This is a genomic window from Thermodesulfobacteriota bacterium, from assembly GCA_040757775.1.
GTDB lineage: Bacteria > Desulfobacterota > UBA8473 > UBA8473 > UBA8473 > UBA8473.
On the sequence record JBFLWQ010000010.1, the window covers coordinates 12,861 to 29,037 of the forward strand.

Below are 16,177 nucleotides of genomic sequence, written 5' to 3' on the forward strand. Positions count from 1 at the left end.
GATGAATAAAACCGGCATATTCCTGTGTACATGTCCATCTGCAACTTCAGCTATTGATATAGAAAAAACTGCGAAAAGCCTCGACTTACCCAATACGGTCGTTCGCTCCTACAGATATCTCTGTTCACAAAGGGGATTGAGGTTTTTAGATGATTGTATCGATAAGGATAAACTCGATCGCATATTCATTGTGGCATGTCCAGAGGATATTCACCGTCGCGTCTTTGATAGGGCATCTTTATCGAAAGGGCTTCGTATAGAATACATTGATATAGGAAAGGTGAAGGATGAAAAAAACCTCATAGATTCAATAAAAGAAAGACTAAAAGAAGGTGAAGGGGAGATTGTCAAGGAAGAGGTTATGACCAGGGATGTCCTCGTTATAGGTGGTGGTGTAGGTGGGGTTCAGGCTGCCCTTGATATCGCCGAAGAGGGTTATAAGGTTTATGTGTTGGAGAAAACCCTGTCTGTTGGCGGCGTTATGGCACAGCTTGACAAGACATTTCCCACCATGGACTGCTCAATATGTATCCTTGGGCCAAAGCTCGTGGATGCCGGCAAACACCCCGAGATTGAGCTGATAACAAATGCCGACATAAAGAACATAACTGGCAAGGCAGGGGATTTCAATGTGGAGGTTGAAATACAACCAAGATATGTGGATATGGAAAAGTGTAATGGATGTAGTGCCTGTGTAGAGGTCTGTCCTGTGATATTGCCCAACGAGTGGGACTTAAACCTGAAGCCCAGGAAGTGCATTTATGTGATGTTTGCCCAGTCTGTCCCCTTGAGATATACAATAGATAAAGAAAAGTGTATTGAGTGTGAACTGTGTAAGAAGGTCTGCGAACTGGATGCAATTAATCTCAACGAAGAACCGAAGAGCCGAACTTTACACGTGGGGGCTATCGTTGTAGCTACAGGCACCCAGACCTTTGATGCCTCCAGAAAAGAGCAGTATGGATATGGCAGGGTGAGGAATGTGGTTACCAATATCGAGTTCGAGCGCATAGTTTGCGCTTCCGGTCCAACCAGTGGAGAACTCATAAGGCCGGATGGTAAGCATATAAAGAAGGTGGCATTTATCCAATGTGTTGGCTCCCGGGATTTGCATTTCCACGAGTACTGTTCCTTTTACTGCTGTATGGCGAGTATAAAAGAGGGCAGACTGGTTATGGAACATGCGCAGGATGCAGAGGTGTGGATATTCTACAATGACCTTCGTGCCTTTGGGAAGGGGTTTGAAGAGCTCTATGTACGATCGGAAAAAGAGGGAATGAAGTTCATCAAAGGTCTACCAGGGGAGATAAGAGAGAACCCTGTTACTGAAAATCCCATTGTAGTATTTGAAGACCCTAAGAATGGGAAACACAGTGAGATTGAGTTTGATATGGTAGTTCTGGCATTGGCATTAGAACCTTCGAAACAGAACCCCCGCCTCGCTGAAATGCTCGGTCTGGAGGTTGATTGCCATGGTTTTTTCAAAGAGCTGGATTCGACTTCAAGACCACTGGAGACCTCCAACAGGGGGGTATTTTTAGCCGGTACCTGCCAGGGACCTAAGGATATACCGGAGACAGTCGCTCAGGCAAGCGGGGCAGCAGCAAAGGTGTGTACGCTGTTTTCTCAGATAAACCGGACAACAAAAAGTCTGTAAGGAAATTATGAAATTTAAGATTTGAGGCAATCCTGACCGCCAGGCACAAGTTCGATAAAGATGGCGAATGGATAATTGCCTGCAAGGTGCAGGATAATCTGGCGGGGGAGACGGTGCTGGCGAATAGGGTAATGGTAGAGTAATTTATGTTTGTCCATAAAGTCTGCTTTTTCGTCATTCCTGCGGAGGCAGGAATCCAGGCAACTAGATGCTGTGTCAAGCGCGGCATGACAGAAATTGACAAGGGGTATACCGTTTTACTTATAAACCCTCTTGAAAGAGCGAAATAAAAACCTATGAATCAAAACAGAATACTAGAGAAATTAGATCAAATATCCAAAATCCCAGAACACGGAACTGAGGATTATAAGCAGTGGCTTGAACAAAAAGAATTTCTGCAATTTTTATTGAATACAAGTATTGGTGAAATTCCTCTGTATGTTTCATATAACGGAACTTATATCTATTCTGTATTACTTCCACAAAGTTGTTTGAAAGAGAATTATGTTGATGATTTAATGCAATGGCAATGCGGTCCTAATAGCTCTTGGAGATATGGTTATTCTTCTGGTGAGAAGGGAAAACCAAAGAGTATTTCTATTTCAAAACCACTTGATTCCGACAGATCAAAATTATTAAAAAAAGCTACGCCTATTACATTTTCAAGAAGTTTTGTCGGTAAAGTTGGCCAAAAAAGCTATATTGAACTTAATCAGTTCTTGACCCACCTTCATAATTTACATTTCGTGGAAGAAAGGAATGCTTATTGCTGCTTAAATGAGGACGGCGATATTGAAGAGGTTATTAAAATACACTATACACAAGGAGAAGTTTTAGTAACTATAAAACAAGATGTGCTTGATTTTCACTTATTTTTGACTAAATCGGTATTGTTGAGGTTTTTTGATAGAACCCTTGGTAATGATTGGTTTGGTGAAAAAAGCAGACAAGAATCTGAGCTGCACGACCAGAAGAATGAAATTTATGCTCGGCGAGGCATAGCATTTAGTAAAGAAAAGCTTCCTACGGTGAGCTGGCTCAGAGGCTTTCAAATTATACGAAATGATCAACCCCGCAAAAAAATGATTGCAATTTTGACTGGAAAAGATTTGGAACCCAAAAAATACGAGAGATTTATTACTTCGGACTGGAAGCATAATAGAATTGCTGAATGCTCATGTGACCCTAAAGAACTTGGTAATTATTTTGTTGAATCAGATAAACCCTTTGAAATTTCGCCCGTCTTCTTCAAACCAGAAGTTTTATTAAGGTATAAGCAAGACCCAGAAAAGTATACTATTAATCAGCAAACTATCAGTTGTAGAGGTAGTTGGTATTTACAAACATATGATATTAACGAAGCAGGACAGGTGCATACCTACTTAAAATACTTAGGATATCTTCCTTATTCGGAGCAGGTTTATTGGAAATCATTTAATGAAGAACCAAAAGCTGGCGTATCAGAGAGAGCCTTTAAAACGGATTTTGAGGGAGAATGGGATTTATCTTATGAGCCACTTTCAGAATTAAAGGAAACTTTGAAAAAATTAGAGAAAGAAAAAGTCGAGCTTTGGTCATGTACCAATGAGAAACTATTCCAGCAACTCAATTATCCGGTTACGGATTCAGTAAAAGAATATGCAGACGAAATTCATACATTGGACAAACTTGTTGTTGAAGGTCTTAAACATTCTTACTTGAAAACATTAGCCATATCATTAAAATGTTATGATAAAAACTCTGAAGAAGATCGAAAACTTAGGAGCATAAAATTGCTTGAAAGAGTCTTGGAAACAAAAGGCATTGATGAGCATGAAGTCAACGACATCATATCTCCGTTGGATGAGGTTCATTCTCTGAGGACAAAGTTAGCCGGGCATAGCTCTGGGGAAAAGGCAGATAAGATCAGAAAAGATTTGATTGCAAAGCATGGAAATTTAAAAAACCATTTTCAGCAGCTTGTAGAAAGTGTTGATAAAAGCATAAAGGCACTTTTAGAAATAATACAAAATGCACTATTCCTTTAAACCACACGAAGAAAATTTTAAGGACTGGATAAAATCGGGATTTATGGGTATCTCTGAGCCTGGTATTGCATTTTTAAGACATCTCTCCTCTTCTCACTTTAAGCCCAAGATGGAACTCTTTAGCGAGAAACAGTGGAGTATGCAGCTTGAGGCAATACAGCGCTCTGTTTATTGTTTTGAAATCTTAAGAGAAAAAGACCTTTTGACAAATATCGTTACCGGCGGTGGAAAGACCACAATCATTGGGGCAGTGATCGCCTGTATGATGACTGTTAATGACCAGAAGTAAATAAGGTGATTTTATGGCAAAGTTATCCATGTACCAACTGTATCAATATCTGCCGAAGACCGATTGTGAGAAGTGCGGTTTTTCATGTATGGGGTTTGCTAATCGCCTTATTTCCAGAGATGTTAGACCGGAGGATTGCCCTTTCCTGCTAGAACATGAGTACTCAGGGTCCCTGACCGAACTGAACAGGCTTTTGGGTCCTGAGGTTGAAAAAGAGATTACAGGACTTATAATTGACCAGGAAAAGTGCAATGGATGCGGTATATGCGTTACTGTATGTGAAGTAAATATGGAAAAGAGCAAAGAGGTAGAGTCAGGGAGAGGTCCCGGGTATTCAGACAATGTGGTGTTACGAATAGATGATGGAAAGATTAAGCTGGTTGACCCCCAATCCTGCAGACGGGCGAACCCCTCTTCCCATATTTGCAGGGCATGTGCGGAGCTATGCCCCACAAAGGCTATTAGCCTTGTTTGATTTTGGTATTTCTATGAATTCGCTCTCAGAGGACTTCTTCAAAGCTTTCGGCAGTTTGCGCAAAGGTCTAAAACAAATGGAGGTAAAATTTGTCGGAAATACTGTATGAATCCGTAGTATGCCCATCCTGTGGCTGCCTGTGTGATGACATAGATGTAGTCGTTGAGGAGAACAGGGTAAAGAGTATAAGAAATGTATGTGAATGGGGCATAAACAAGTTTCTTTTTACCAAGAAATTCACTTCAAATGTAAGAAGGGGACGGGTAGAAAAGCCGATGATCAGGGGGAAAACCCTGATAGAGACTGATTATGAGACAGCCATTTCCAGGGCAGTGGATATATTACAGGGTTCAAAAAAGCCCCTGATTTATGGGCTGACAAACTCAGGGTATAACGCCCAAAAAATCGCACTAAATATTGCAAGAAGGTTAAAGGGATTGTTTGAACCAAGGGGGGCAGCCCTCTTGAGTTCATATTATGCAGCAATGGGTAATTCAAACTTTTACGTAGCACCTCTGGAGGAGATAAGGAACAATGCTGATCTTATAATCTATTGGGGGTGTAACCCTATACATTCCACTCCAAGGCACCTTGCCCGATATTCGGTATATCCAAGGGGAAGATGCAAGGAAAGAGGGAGTCAGGACAGGGTGGTTTTTACTGTGGATGTTGCTGAGAACGAGATGGGAAAGCTGTCCCGCCAATTTCTTCAAGTGGAACGGGGCACTGATTTTCTGGCAATGGAAACGATGATGAAATTGCTTAGGGGGGAAAGCGTTGAAGACTATAAAGGGGATATTGTTAGCATAGAAAACATGGTCAAGTATATGACCAAAGTATCTTATGGTACGATATTCTTCGGTTTGGGATTGTCAGGCAAGGATAGTGCGAAGAGAAACGTCGAGAATCTTATGGCACTGGTTAAGGAGTTAAACAGTAAAACCAGATTTGTGATTCTTCCTCTGTATGATGATTTCAATACAAGCGGGGTGATACAGCTTCTTATCAGGGAGTTGAAAAGCCCAATGCCAGTAGATTTTTCCGGTAATTACGATGCCAACAGTAGTAAATACTCCTTGTTGGAAAACATTCACGAGATAGACGCTGCCTTAATAGTTGGAGACGATCCATTTTGGTCTCTTCCTTCTGAAAAGTCCGATTTCTTGAAAGAAATACCTGTGGTTCTTATTGATCCTTTCTGGACAAGGACAACCAGCAAGTGCCAGGTGGTTTTCCCAACAGCCGTTACGGGTATAGAGGCAGGGGGGATTGCTTACAGAATGGATGGTCTGCCTCTCAAATTGAAAAAGGTCATGGAGAGTGAATATCCATCGGACGAACGCATATTGGGAGATATATATCAGCGTTTGTAATAAAGGAATTCCAATGAAGATAAAGATAGAAGGCGGAAGGCTATACGACCCCAGAAACAACCTGGATGGAAAAGAGAGAGACATCTTCATAGAGGATGGCATAATAGTAGACAGATTCTCCAGTGCCGACAGGACTATCAATGCCTCCGGGAAAACCATTATGGCAGGTGGCATCGATATTCACAGTCATATAGCTACCTATGGTTTAAACCTCATAAGAGGAACGGGCCGCTTTTATTCACCCAGAGAGATTGGCCATATATACGCCAAGATGGGATACACCCACGTAAACGAACCTTTCATGACTCAGGTTACTGCCAGATACGTTCATCATGAACTGTCCTCAATACCTATATTAGACACCTCTGCCTTTTTGGTATTGAATCTCAGGGATGTTGAAGCCAGGATCAAGTCCGTCAAACATCTGGAAGAGGTTGAGAAGATTATACCCATTATCATTGCAGGAACCAAGGCTATCGGGTTAAAGATATATGAACCCTTCGTGAGATATGCTCAGAGAACGCATATCTTGAGAAATGTAACGGCGAAGAAAGCCCTAAGTTTCTTTTCAAGTATAAACAGGGAAATCATTCCAAGGATAATCATGCATAGTTCCCCTGAACTCTTTGGTGAAGAGATTGAAAATCCCGCAGGCTTCCACTTCTCCCATGTTGGATCAGTCATAGGCAATGAAGAAGCCTACCAGAAGGTCTTGAGCTACCTTAATGCAGGGGCAACCGCAGATTTAGGATTATTCGATTTTGGGCAAAACCTAAGGATATCAAATCCTAAACAGACCGTTGGCGAGGTTTTCGGCAGGGTAGATATGGGACTTTCAGAGGATATTGTGTTCTCGCAAGGGAATGCCTCTGAGAGCGAAACCCCATTTTTTGCCTTTAAACTTGCCCTTAGCCAGCCCTCCGGTCATATATCTTTTTCAACAGACAGCCCTGCCAATGCCTCATTTGAGGCGTACCCTAAGATATTTTCATGGTTGATGAAGGCAGAGAATAGAGCCAATCTGTTCGCTAAAGAGCTTCCAGATTTCGAGTACTCCCTTCTAGATATTGCAAGTATTACAAGGCATAATCCTGCAGTTATCCTTGGCTTAAAAAATAAAGGGCATCTGGGGGTAGGAGCAGAAGCAGATATAGCCATCTATGATATTAACGAAGACACAAAACCAGATAAACTGGTGGCTAGTTTCAGAGACTGTGACTATCTGATAAAGAGTGGAAGTATTGTTGTAGAGGATCACAAGATAGTAAATGACCAGGCAGAAAAGAAGACCTATTACAGAGGCGTGGAAACCCTTGACTACGAACCTGCAAAGATTCTGGCAAGCTACAGTACCTTCCGATTCGAGAACCTTATGGTAGATGAGGCATTTACCGCGAAAGAAGTTAAGGTCTGATCTTTTTGAACTCTCTCCCTTTCCATATCATGTAAATGGCTGGGTAAATAGCCAGTTCCAGAATTGTAGAAGTAGTAACTCCACCTACCATCGGAGCTGCAATACGTTTCATCACATCGGCACCGGTGCCTTGGCTGAACATGATTGGGATAAGGCCCGCAAGAATGACGCTTACCGTCATAATCTTGGGACGAATTCTTTTCACGGCGCCGTACATAATGGCTTCTTTCAGGTCAAACACGTTGTTCATTCTCCCCCCCTTTTTCCATTTCTCATAGGCAAGGTCAAGATACAGGAGCATCACCACGCCCGTTTCCGCATCCAGTCCGGCAAGAGCGATGATGCCCACCCATACGGCAATACTCATGTTGTAATTGAGAAGATAGAGAAGCCAGAATGAACCGACCAGTGAAAAGGGAACAGCGAGGAGGACAATCGCCGTTTTCGTGACTGATTTTGTATTGAAGTAGATCAGGATAAAAATGATGAAGAGCGTAAGAGGGATGACCAGTTTCAATCTCTCATGCGTCTTAATCAGGTATTCATATTCGCCGCTCCAGGAAAGACGGTAGCCTTCGGGGATCTTCAGAGAGGCTACCTTCTTTTTGGCCTCATCAACATAACCACCCACATCCCTGCCTGAGTAATCTACATAGACATAGGAGGTCAAGAGTCCTTCCTCACTCTTTATGGCTGTAGGGCCTTTGACAATCCTGATGTCTGCAAGCTCCCCCAGGGGTATTTGGAGAGGACCTGGTGAGCCGGACATACCCGCAGCCGATTGGGCAACCGGGCGGTTTGCCATCATTACCGGCACGAGTACACGCCTGAGCTTTTCCACGTCATTTCGTAATTCCCTTGAATACCGAATATTGACGGGATAGCGCTCCCGCCCCTCGACAGTGGTGGTCAGGTTCATACCCCCGATGGCGACCTGGATCACTTCCCCGATATCATCTACCGTCAAACCATATCGCGCTGCCTCGTTCTTCTTAATAACGATATCCAGAAAGTAGCCAGTCGTGACCCTCTCCGCGTAAACACTACGGGTTCCCGGAATATCCTTGATATGATGCTCTATGGCAAGTCCTATCTTTTCTATTTCTTCGAGGTTCTGCCCTAAAATCTTGATCCCCACAGGAGTCCTGATCCCCGTGGCAAGCATGTCAATGCGGGCCTTGATCGGCATGGTAAAGGAATTTGCGATACCCGGTATCGTAAGCGCATCGTTCATCTCGTCCTTGAGTTTTTCCACTGTCATTCCTTCGCGCCACCCGGATTCCGGTTTCAGGTTGATCACCGTCTCGAACATCTCAAGGGGGGCGGGATCTGTCGCGGTTTCCGCCCTGCCAGCCTTTCCGAAAACCTGGGCAACCTCCGGGATTTTTTTCAGGATTTTATCCTGTATCTGCAATAGTTTGGAGACTTCGGAAATAGATGCCCCGGGCATGGTCACCGGCATGTAAAAAAGGGTCCCTTCGTAAAGGGGGGGCATAAATTCCGACCCCAGCTTCGTAAAGGGATAAACGGTCAGTATCAGAATAATGGCGGCAGCGATAATAACCGTCTTTCTAAATCTGAGGACAAATACAGCAACAGGTTCATAGAGCTTATGAAGAATGATACTAATAGGATTTTTTTCTTCTGGTCTTATCTTCCCCTTTATAAAGAGAGTCATCAATACCGGCGTCAGGGTAATGGCAAGGAATGATGAAAAAAGCATGGCAAACGTTTTCGTGTATGCCAGCGGTTTGAACAATCTGCCCGCCTGTGCCTGCAATGTGAATACGGGAAGGAATCCCACGGTGATCACCAGAAGGGAAAAAAAGAGAGAAGGTCCGACTTCCCTGGCTGCATCGATAATCACTTCTGTCCTGTTTCCCGGTCTTCCTTGTGCTTCCCATTCTTCCAGCTTCTTGTGGGCGTTTTCTACCATGATGATGGAGGCATCGACCATGGCTCCAATGGCGATAGCAATACCGCTCAAACTCATGATATTTGACGTGACTCCAAGATAGTACATGCATATAAACGACATAATGATCGCAACGGGTAATGTGAGAATTACAACCAGGGCACTGGGCAGATGGAATAGAAAAATAATGCAGACAACACCGACCGCCACCGCCAGCTTGATGATCTCATCTTTCAAGGTATCGATGGAACGATTGATCAGGTCTGACCTGTCATACGTAGTGACTATCTTCACCCCTTCGGGAAGGCTTGGGGCAATGTCTTTGTTGATCTTCTCTTTTACCCGCTCAATAACAGAAAGGACATTCTCACCGAAGCGCACGACGACAATACCACCCGAGACTTCTCCCTTACCGTCCAGTTCTGCCATGCCTCTCCTGATTTCCGGTCCGAACTGAACATGGGCCACATCTTTCAAATAAATGGGGGTTCCCGCACTGTTCGTTCCCAGAGAGACATCTTCCAGATCCCTGAGGTTTTTTATGTATCCCCTGCCTCTTACCATGTATTCCACACCCGACATCTCCAGAACCCTGCCTTCCACGTCCCGGTTGCTCTTTCGGATCGCCTCCATCACTTTTGTAATCGGGATATTGTAGGCAAGAAGCCGGTTTGGATCGATGGTGACCTGGTATTGCTTGACGAATCCGCCGATGCTGGCTGTTTGAGAAACACCGGGGACGCTTTCAATGGCGAGTTTTATGTTGTAGTCCTGAACAGAGCGAAGCTCCGAAAGATCATGCCGACCTGTTTCATCAACCACGGCGTATGAAAACCCCCATCCCAGGCTCGTTGCATCGGGCCCCAGGATGGGGTTTACATCGGCAGGGATCTTGTTTTTGACAGCCTGGAGATACTCCAGCACCCGGCTTCTCGCCCAGTAGATATTCGTCCCCTCCTTGAAAATAACATAGATGAATGAGCTGCCAAGATAGGAAAACCCTCTGACTGCCTGCACCTGAGGGGCGGCAAGGAGGGTGGAGGAAATGGGATAGGTGATCTGGTCTTCCACAAGGTCGGGACTCCGACCTGCCCATTCCGTGTAGATGATGACCTGGGTGTCGCTCAGGTCCGGGATGGCGTCCAACGGCGTATTCTTCAACGCCCAGTAACCCCAGGCGAGGGAGATGAACACCATCAGAAAGATGACAAACTTATTCCGGGCACTATATTCAATTATCTTTGCAATCATTATCTGATGACACCCTTAAGTTTTGCCTCTGAATCAATAAGGAAGTTAGCTGATGACGCCACTTTTTCTTTGATCTTGAGACCTCTTATAACCTCCACCATCCCATCGGCTTTAAGGCCCAGGGTAACTTCCCTCGGCTCGAAATATCCTTCCCCTCTGTCAACATAGACTATCTGTCTTATCCCTGTATCAATTACAGCATCCTCTGGAATGACAAGCCTTTTACCGAGTTTGACCTTTATTTCCACATTGGTGAACATCTGAGGTTTCATCTGTCCGCCGGGGTTGGGGATGGTAAATCTTACCTTTGCTGTTCTTGTTTCCCCTGCGAGGCTGGGATAGACATAATCAATGAGCGCGGAAAATTCTCTGCCGGGTAAATAGCTGAGACTGATAACAGCTGTCTGTCCCGCTTTTACAAGCGACAACTCATATTCATAGATATCGGAGATGATCCAGACAGAAGATAAATCGGCAACATCGAAGAGTTTTTCTCCGGGCATCACACGCATTCCCTGTATGGCCATTTTTTGCACCACATAACCGCTTACCGGACTGTAGATAGTCATCGTCCTTATCGGCTTCCCCGTCTCCTCTATCTTTTTTATCTGCCTATCCGTTATGTCCCAGAGTCTTAACCTTTCTTTTGCAGCCTCAACTATTGCCTCAGCATCTCTTGAGAGCATCTTTCCCGTTTCTGATTTCTGATTTCCGATCTCTGGTCTCGCCCCCCACTTTAATAAGCTTATGAATTCCTGTTGAGTGGCAAAGAGCTCAGGGCTGTAAATCTCTACCAGTGGCTCTCCTTTTTTGACATACTTGCCTGTGTAGTCCACATAGAGCTTCTCGATCCATCCCTCGATTTTTGTGTTGACAGTGGCGAGTTTGGTTTCATCATATTCAATGCGCCCTACCGTCCTGATAATTTTTTGCAACGGTTTTATGGCTACCTCCAATGTCTTAACACCTATCAATTGTTGTTTTTCGAGGGGTATCTCAACGGTTGGAACTTCCTCTGCCGTTTGTCCCTGTGTTTTATCCGACCCAGCCTGAGACTGTATGCCTCCGCCTGTATGTCCCTGATGCTCTGTTAGAGTCCCTGTTTTTACAGGTTCTGAAGTTCCGGATTTTAAGATTTTAGAAACGAGACCCGCTCGGGAAAGATAAAACAAGACTCCTGTCGTCAAGATCAAGCCTGCAATGATTACAAGATTCTTTCGCTTCATCTTTTTCATGATCTCTTTTTCCCCTGTTTACTGATTTCTGACTCCTGTTAAAGCCTCAAGCCTCGCTATTGCCTTTTCCCTTTCCACAAACTGTTCCCAGTATAACAGTTCGTAGTCAATGAAGGATTTTAACCTCGAGATAACAGTTATGGCCTCGATCTTTCCCGTTGTATATCCGGCAATAGCCTGTTCAAAGTCCTGGTATGTTTTGGGAATCAAACCATTCTTATATAATTCCATTAGTCTCTCTGTCGTGGTGAGCATTGAGTAATTTTCCCTTATGCCTGAGGCAAGCATAAGTTTAGTTGCCTCAATTTCATGCCTTGCTTCTGAGAGGGCGGATGTTGCCTCAAGCACAGCCATCCTCTGCTTTGTCCTGTAGAAGATGGGAATGTTGATTGTGGTTGTAAGGCTCCACATATCATCAAGCTCTCCCCTTCTCTTATAGAGATTGGCACCAAGGGTAAAATCAGGATAGTATTCCTTTTTTGCCATCTGAACCTTTGCCTCAGCACTGGCGATCATCTTTTCTCTGAATTTTATTTCGGGAGAATTTTCATAGGCTGTTTTAATCTGTTCATCCATGATGTGGGGATATGGAGTATAAACAGGCTCAATTGGTCTGCCAAGGGGAGAGTTAACATTCCTCCCGACAGTTGTGTTAAGCATTGCCTCCAGGGATTGAACCTTCTGTTTGAGCATCTCTTCTTTTTCGAGGAGCATATATTTTTCCGTCTGTGCCATCAGCACCTCCTGCTGGAGTGCCATGCCTGCTGAATACCGTGCCAGTGAGGCATCTTCTATGCGTGAAAAAAGTGCGGCTTTGCTCCTTATGAGGTCGAGGCTCTTGTGGGCAAGGAAGAGGTTATAGTAGATATCTTTAACCCTTAGTATGGTTTTTAGCCTGGTAGATTCATACGATGCTGCAAGGGTTTCAGAATCCCTTACAGCCATTTCTTCCTTTACTGACAGTTTGCCAGGAAAGGGGAAGTTTTGGGAGGCAGAAAACATCCATTGCGCGCCCAGCATATCACCGTAGGTGTATCTTTCGTATCCCTCATTTTGATAGCCGAACATAAACATGGGATCAGGAAGACTCTTTGCCTGTGGTATCCTGTACTTTGAGACTGCTACCCTTGATTCGGATGCGAGTATCTCATGGTTGTTTTTCAGGGCTTCATCTATCATGTCCTGGAGTTTTAGATCCACAGCGATGGCATTTGCGGCAGGAGTCAGTAGACAGTAAACAGTAAAGTATACGAGGATTCGGGAGATCAGGGGTTTGAATGCTTGGATTTTTGAATCTCTGTACTTTTTTCTTTTACCGTGCATCCACATTGAATTTTACCTTTGTTATCTTCCCTCCACGAGTTATCATAACAGAGGTGTTCCATGACCCTGACATTGAAAGATTGATTGTCGCCCTGTACTTATAACCTTTAAGCACTGTATCTGTCTTGTAGTTCATCGCAGGCATACCCGGCATTGCCGGCATGGAGTATTCAACTCTTACCTTTGCGTCAGTAACATATTTCCCAGATGCATCTTTAATTCCGATCTCGATATTGTTATTGCCCACAACAGGTTGGCTTTTATCTATCTTTATCTCTACATCATACTCCCCTGCTGTTTTCTTTACTTCATAATCCTTTGCGTATGCTATGCCTCCCATTAAGAGCAGTACCATACTAAATAGAGCTAACCTCTTCATAATCTACCTCCTCTGACTGATAATGTTGTCTCTTTGGTTTTTCAAAGTTCTACCATTTACTTCACGGTTACTTCAAGATATTTCATAATTTACCTTGTAATTATACAAACTTTCGCTTATCTGTCAATTAAAAAGGCACCACTGTGTTGTGTCATCAAAATTCAAGTTATATTTTGTTTATCATATCTTTGCGGCGACATAGTTCTTTTATCTTTTTCTCAGTTTCAATGGGTCTCATGGAAGCGTTAATGCCAGTGTAGTACATAGCTGTTGAAAGTGTTCCAGGACTCGGGGTAAATATCTGCACATCATTATGCCTTAAGCTCAGTGCCCTCAATTTTCTTTTCATCTCCAGGACATCACGGAAACTCTCTCCAGGATGTCCAATAATGATATAAGATGCAAGTTCAATCCTACGTTTTAGTCTTTTATTGATTGAGCGAAACAGATTCACGAACTCTTCCAGGATACTAAAAGGTGGTTTCCTCATCAGTTGCAAAACCGCATCTTCAGTGTGCTCAGGGGCTATACGCAGGGATTTGCCGGCATAATGGAGCATAATCTCCTCCAGCACCTCGGGATATCTCACCATAACATCATGGCGTATGCCAGAACCCAGAAATATTTTCTTGACCCCATCTACCTGTCTGCACGTCCTTAATAGTTCTATGTATGACTTTGCCGGAGAAAAGAATTTACAGGATACCGGATAGAGGCATGACGGCTTCTTGCATGAATGTCTTTGACACGTTACTCCGTACATCTCAGCAGAGGCACCACCGATATCTGAAATGTATCCCTGCCATAGAGGATGGTGGGTTAGCTGGACTACTTCATCCACAATAGATTCCTGGGATCGGGAAACAATTTTTCTTCCCTGGTGAGGGGCTATGGAACAGAAGGAACACCCTCCGCAGCAGCCGCGATGGGAGGTTATAGAAAAGATATTCATTTGAAGCGCAGGTGTAAGGCTGGAGCCTCTCAGATGGTTGCGGGTGTACGTTTGCCCGTAGATCCGATCAATATCCGAGGGATAATACTCCTCAGATCTATGTGCTACCACATAGCGGTCTCCGTGTTTCTGAGCTACCCCATTTCCTTCGGATATAGCCCTTTCCAGTGCGAGTTGCATTCCTATCAGTGCAGACCTGTCAGATTGCACTGATTCAAAGGAAGGCAATTCTACAAAACCCTTCTCTGCCGGTAACTGACTGGCCATCATGGCAATTCCGGGCATATTGAGCTTTTCCAAAGACCCGCCTTTTGCAAGGAAATGGGCGATTGAAACGAGCTGCTTCTCGCCTATACCTATGACCGCTGCGTCAGCTCTTGAATCGACCAGTACGGAACGCCTGATCTTGTCCTGCTGAAAATCATAATGGGAGAAAAGACGGAGTGAGGCTTCAAGACCCCCGATTATAATGGGGACATCTTTGAATATCTCTCTGATACGGTTGGCAAAGACTATAGTGGTACGATCCGGTCTGATCTTGTTGCTGATGGAAGGTGGTGTACCCTCAAAATATGCCTGCCCACTTATCTGATAGAGGTCTTCTCTTCGCCTCTTTCGGGACGAGGTATAGTTTAATACTATGGAGTCAACAGGTCCCGGAATAATGCCAAAAAAGAGACTGGGTCTGCCAAGTAAAGAAAAGGATTGGCTTTTCTGCCAGCATGGAGTTTCAATAATCCCTACCCGAAAGCCTTCAATCTCCAGGGCTTTTTTTAGAATCCCTTCAGGAAAAGAGGGGTGATCCGAAAATGGATAGGGAAGTACGAGAATAACATCATATGAAGACATTTGTTTATTTTACAGGAATTGAAATGCAAAGGGAAGGGCAAACTACCTAATTTAATTCGCTACTTAATTTTTCACGAAGAAGCCGCATTTTTTTTCTTGACATGTAAATTACAGTACGCTAGAGTAATAACATTTCATATTGAGCATCTTTCTATAATATAAATAGAAAATAATCTTATAAATACAAATAGTTAACTATAGTAACAATGTTTCTTTAATGGTTATACGGTTGACTTGCTTAGAAAAATAATCTATTATTTTCAATATGTTATAAATAACGGATGCCTTCAATAAATATCTATCTGGATATATTGGTAACAATGTTATTCCAATATGGTTGGTATTAAAACCTTACTTATTCCTAAAACCTGACTCTTAACAGAAACATATCTTTTTGATATGCAAATTCCGGGCAAAAGAGATAGTAAATGAATTATTCCCTTGACGAGTTAAGTCCTGAGATACAAGATAGAATTGAAGCGGCTGTCCTGGATGTTTTTGCTAAGAATAATTTCCATGAAGCATCCATCCGTACTGTTGCCAAGAAGGCAAGAGTCAGTCTCAGTTACATATATAAATATTACGGGAACAAGGAAAAACTAGTGTTGTTTTTTGCTGATAAATGGCTCAAGGAACTGACCGGGCGTATGATCGATCACCTTAATGGTATTGAGGAACCAAAGGAGAAATTGAGAAAGATATTCTGGTTATGTCTGGAATTCTGTGAGCGAAAAATAGATGAGGCACGGATTATGTTTTTGAACATTCCACTTAATAGTTGGGTAAGAGATGAAAGTTTTAAACAGGAAAAGTACTATAAAGTACTATCAGATGTTCTTAAAGATGGCCAGAAGAGTGGAGTTTTCAATCCGGACGTTCACCCAAGCATGTTACTCGACATCATCAATGGTATTCTTATTAGACGCTTTAGTATGTGGTTTTCCCGGGGAGAAAAAGAAAGCCTGACTAACGATGTTAATAAGTTGTTTGAGATGGTCTGGCAGGCTATTTCTAATTCAAGGAAGTAATTTAGAGAAA

Annotated in this window: 13 protein-coding genes; 7 read left to right on the forward strand and 6 right to left on the reverse strand. The window is 43.4% G+C overall.

The annotated features are described in order from the left end of the window. Window position 1: 1 nt before the first annotated feature. Complete coding sequence (locus AB1401_07790; GenBank protein ID MEW6615350.1) at window positions 2–1,657, forward strand: CoB--CoM heterodisulfide reductase iron-sulfur subunit A family protein; 1,656 nt, start codon at window positions 2–4, stop codon at window positions 1,655–1,657. Window positions 1,658–1,671: 14 nt separating this feature from the next. On the opposite strand, the gene AB1401_07795 is transcribed toward AB1401_07790, so the two are convergent. Next, the gene (locus tag AB1401_07795; GenBank protein MEW6615351.1) at window positions 1,672–1,815 is read right to left on the reverse strand and encodes a hypothetical protein; all 144 of its coding nucleotides are present in this window, start codon (window positions 1,813–1,815) and stop codon (window positions 1,672–1,674) included. Window positions 1,816–1,953: 138 nt separating this feature from the next. Between AB1401_07795 and AB1401_07800 the strand changes: the two genes are divergently transcribed. From AB1401_07800 to AB1401_07820, 5 genes are all read left to right on the forward strand, one after another. Next, entirely contained in the window at window positions 1,954–3,684 is a 1,731-nt protein-coding gene (locus AB1401_07800) for a hypothetical protein (protein MEW6615352.1), read from the forward strand. After that, entirely contained in the window at window positions 3,668–3,973 is a 306-nt protein-coding gene (locus AB1401_07805; GenBank protein MEW6615353.1) for a hypothetical protein, read from the forward strand. The genes AB1401_07800 and AB1401_07805 overlap by 17 nt, the downstream gene beginning before the upstream one ends. Window positions 3,974–3,986: 13 nt before the next feature. After that, a complete protein-coding gene (locus AB1401_07810) occupies window positions 3,987–4,448 on the forward strand; it encodes a (Fe-S)-binding protein (protein MEW6615354.1) in 462 nt (153 codons plus the stop codon). An 89-nt stretch (window positions 4,449–4,537) separates the two neighbouring features. Then, window positions 4,538–5,821, forward strand: a complete 1,284-nt coding sequence (locus tag AB1401_07815) for a formylmethanofuran dehydrogenase subunit B (protein MEW6615355.1) — start codon at window positions 4,538–4,540, stop codon at window positions 5,819–5,821. A gap of 13 nt (window positions 5,822–5,834) precedes the next feature. Next, window positions 5,835–7,235: an amidohydrolase family protein gene (locus AB1401_07820; protein ID MEW6615356.1), complete on the forward strand. Its 1,401-nt coding sequence runs from the start codon at window positions 5,835–5,837 to the stop codon at window positions 7,233–7,235. Here the strand turns inward: AB1401_07820 and AB1401_07825 are convergent. The 5 genes from AB1401_07825 to AB1401_07845 all read right to left on the reverse strand — a co-directional run bounded on the left by AB1401_07825 (window position 7,225) and on the right by AB1401_07845 (window position 15,139). Next, on the reverse strand, window positions 7,225–10,401 hold the full coding sequence (locus AB1401_07825) for a CusA/CzcA family heavy metal efflux RND transporter (protein MEW6615357.1): 3,177 nt from the start codon (window positions 10,399–10,401) through the stop codon (window positions 7,225–7,227). The two genes, AB1401_07820 and AB1401_07825, sit on opposite strands and share 11 nt — an antisense overlap. Next, complete coding sequence (locus AB1401_07830; protein MEW6615358.1) at window positions 10,401–11,636, reverse strand: efflux RND transporter periplasmic adaptor subunit; 1,236 nt, start codon at window positions 11,634–11,636, stop codon at window positions 10,401–10,403. The genes AB1401_07825 and AB1401_07830 overlap by 1 nt, the downstream gene beginning before the upstream one ends. An 18-nt stretch (window positions 11,637–11,654) precedes the next feature. Then, the gene (locus AB1401_07835) at window positions 11,655–12,959 is read right to left on the reverse strand and encodes a TolC family protein (protein MEW6615359.1); all 1,305 of its coding nucleotides are present in this window, start codon (window positions 12,957–12,959) and stop codon (window positions 11,655–11,657) included. Beyond that, the gene (locus AB1401_07840) at window positions 12,949–13,338 is read right to left on the reverse strand and encodes a FixH family protein (protein ID MEW6615360.1); all 390 of its coding nucleotides are present in this window, start codon (window positions 13,336–13,338) and stop codon (window positions 12,949–12,951) included. Before AB1401_07840 ends, AB1401_07835 begins: the two co-directional genes overlap by 11 nt. Before the next feature lie 166 nt (window positions 13,339–13,504). Beyond that, window positions 13,505–15,139: a YgiQ family radical SAM protein gene (locus AB1401_07845; GenBank protein ID MEW6615361.1), complete on the reverse strand. Its 1,635-nt coding sequence runs from the start codon at window positions 15,137–15,139 to the stop codon at window positions 13,505–13,507. 428 nt (window positions 15,140–15,567) lie between these two features. Here AB1401_07845 and AB1401_07850 point away from each other — a divergent pair, with 428 nt between their 5' ends. Further along, window positions 15,568–16,167 (forward strand): TetR/AcrR family transcriptional regulator, encoded by a 600-nt coding sequence (locus AB1401_07850; GenBank protein ID MEW6615362.1) that lies wholly within the window; start codon window positions 15,568–15,570, stop codon window positions 16,165–16,167. The last annotated feature ends 10 nt before the right edge of the window (window positions 16,168–16,177 follow it).

Bases quoted from the DNA above. Each gene is read 5' to 3' on its own strand.
- AB1401_07790 (MEW6615350.1), top strand. From the start codon at position 2: ATGAATAAAACCGGCATATTCCTGTGTACATGTCCATCTGCAACTTCA.
- AB1401_07795 (MEW6615351.1), bottom strand. From the start codon at position 1,815: ATGGACAAACATAAATTACTCTACCATTACCCTATTCGCCAGCACCGT.
- AB1401_07800 (MEW6615352.1), top strand. From the start codon at position 1,954: ATGAATCAAAACAGAATACTAGAGAAATTAGATCAAATATCCAAAATC.
- AB1401_07805 (MEW6615353.1), top strand. From the start codon at position 3,668: ATGCACTATTCCTTTAAACCACACGAAGAAAATTTTAAGGACTGGATA.
- AB1401_07810 (MEW6615354.1), top strand. From the start codon at position 3,987: ATGGCAAAGTTATCCATGTACCAACTGTATCAATATCTGCCGAAGACC.
- AB1401_07820 (MEW6615356.1), top strand. From the start codon at position 5,835: ATGAAGATAAAGATAGAAGGCGGAAGGCTATACGACCCCAGAAACAAC.
- AB1401_07825 (MEW6615357.1), bottom strand. From the start codon at position 10,401: ATGATTGCAAAGATAATTGAATATAGTGCCCGGAATAAGTTTGTCATC.
- AB1401_07830 (MEW6615358.1), bottom strand. From the start codon at position 11,636: ATGAAAAAGATGAAGCGAAAGAATCTTGTAATCATTGCAGGCTTGATC.
- AB1401_07835 (MEW6615359.1), bottom strand. From the start codon at position 12,959: ATGCACGGTAAAAGAAAAAAGTACAGAGATTCAAAAATCCAAGCATTC.
- AB1401_07840 (MEW6615360.1), bottom strand. From the start codon at position 13,338: ATGAAGAGGTTAGCTCTATTTAGTATGGTACTGCTCTTAATGGGAGGC.
- AB1401_07845 (MEW6615361.1), bottom strand. From the start codon at position 15,139: ATGTCTTCATATGATGTTATTCTCGTACTTCCCTATCCATTTTCGGAT.
- AB1401_07850 (MEW6615362.1), top strand. From the start codon at position 15,568: ATGAATTATTCCCTTGACGAGTTAAGTCCTGAGATACAAGATAGAATT.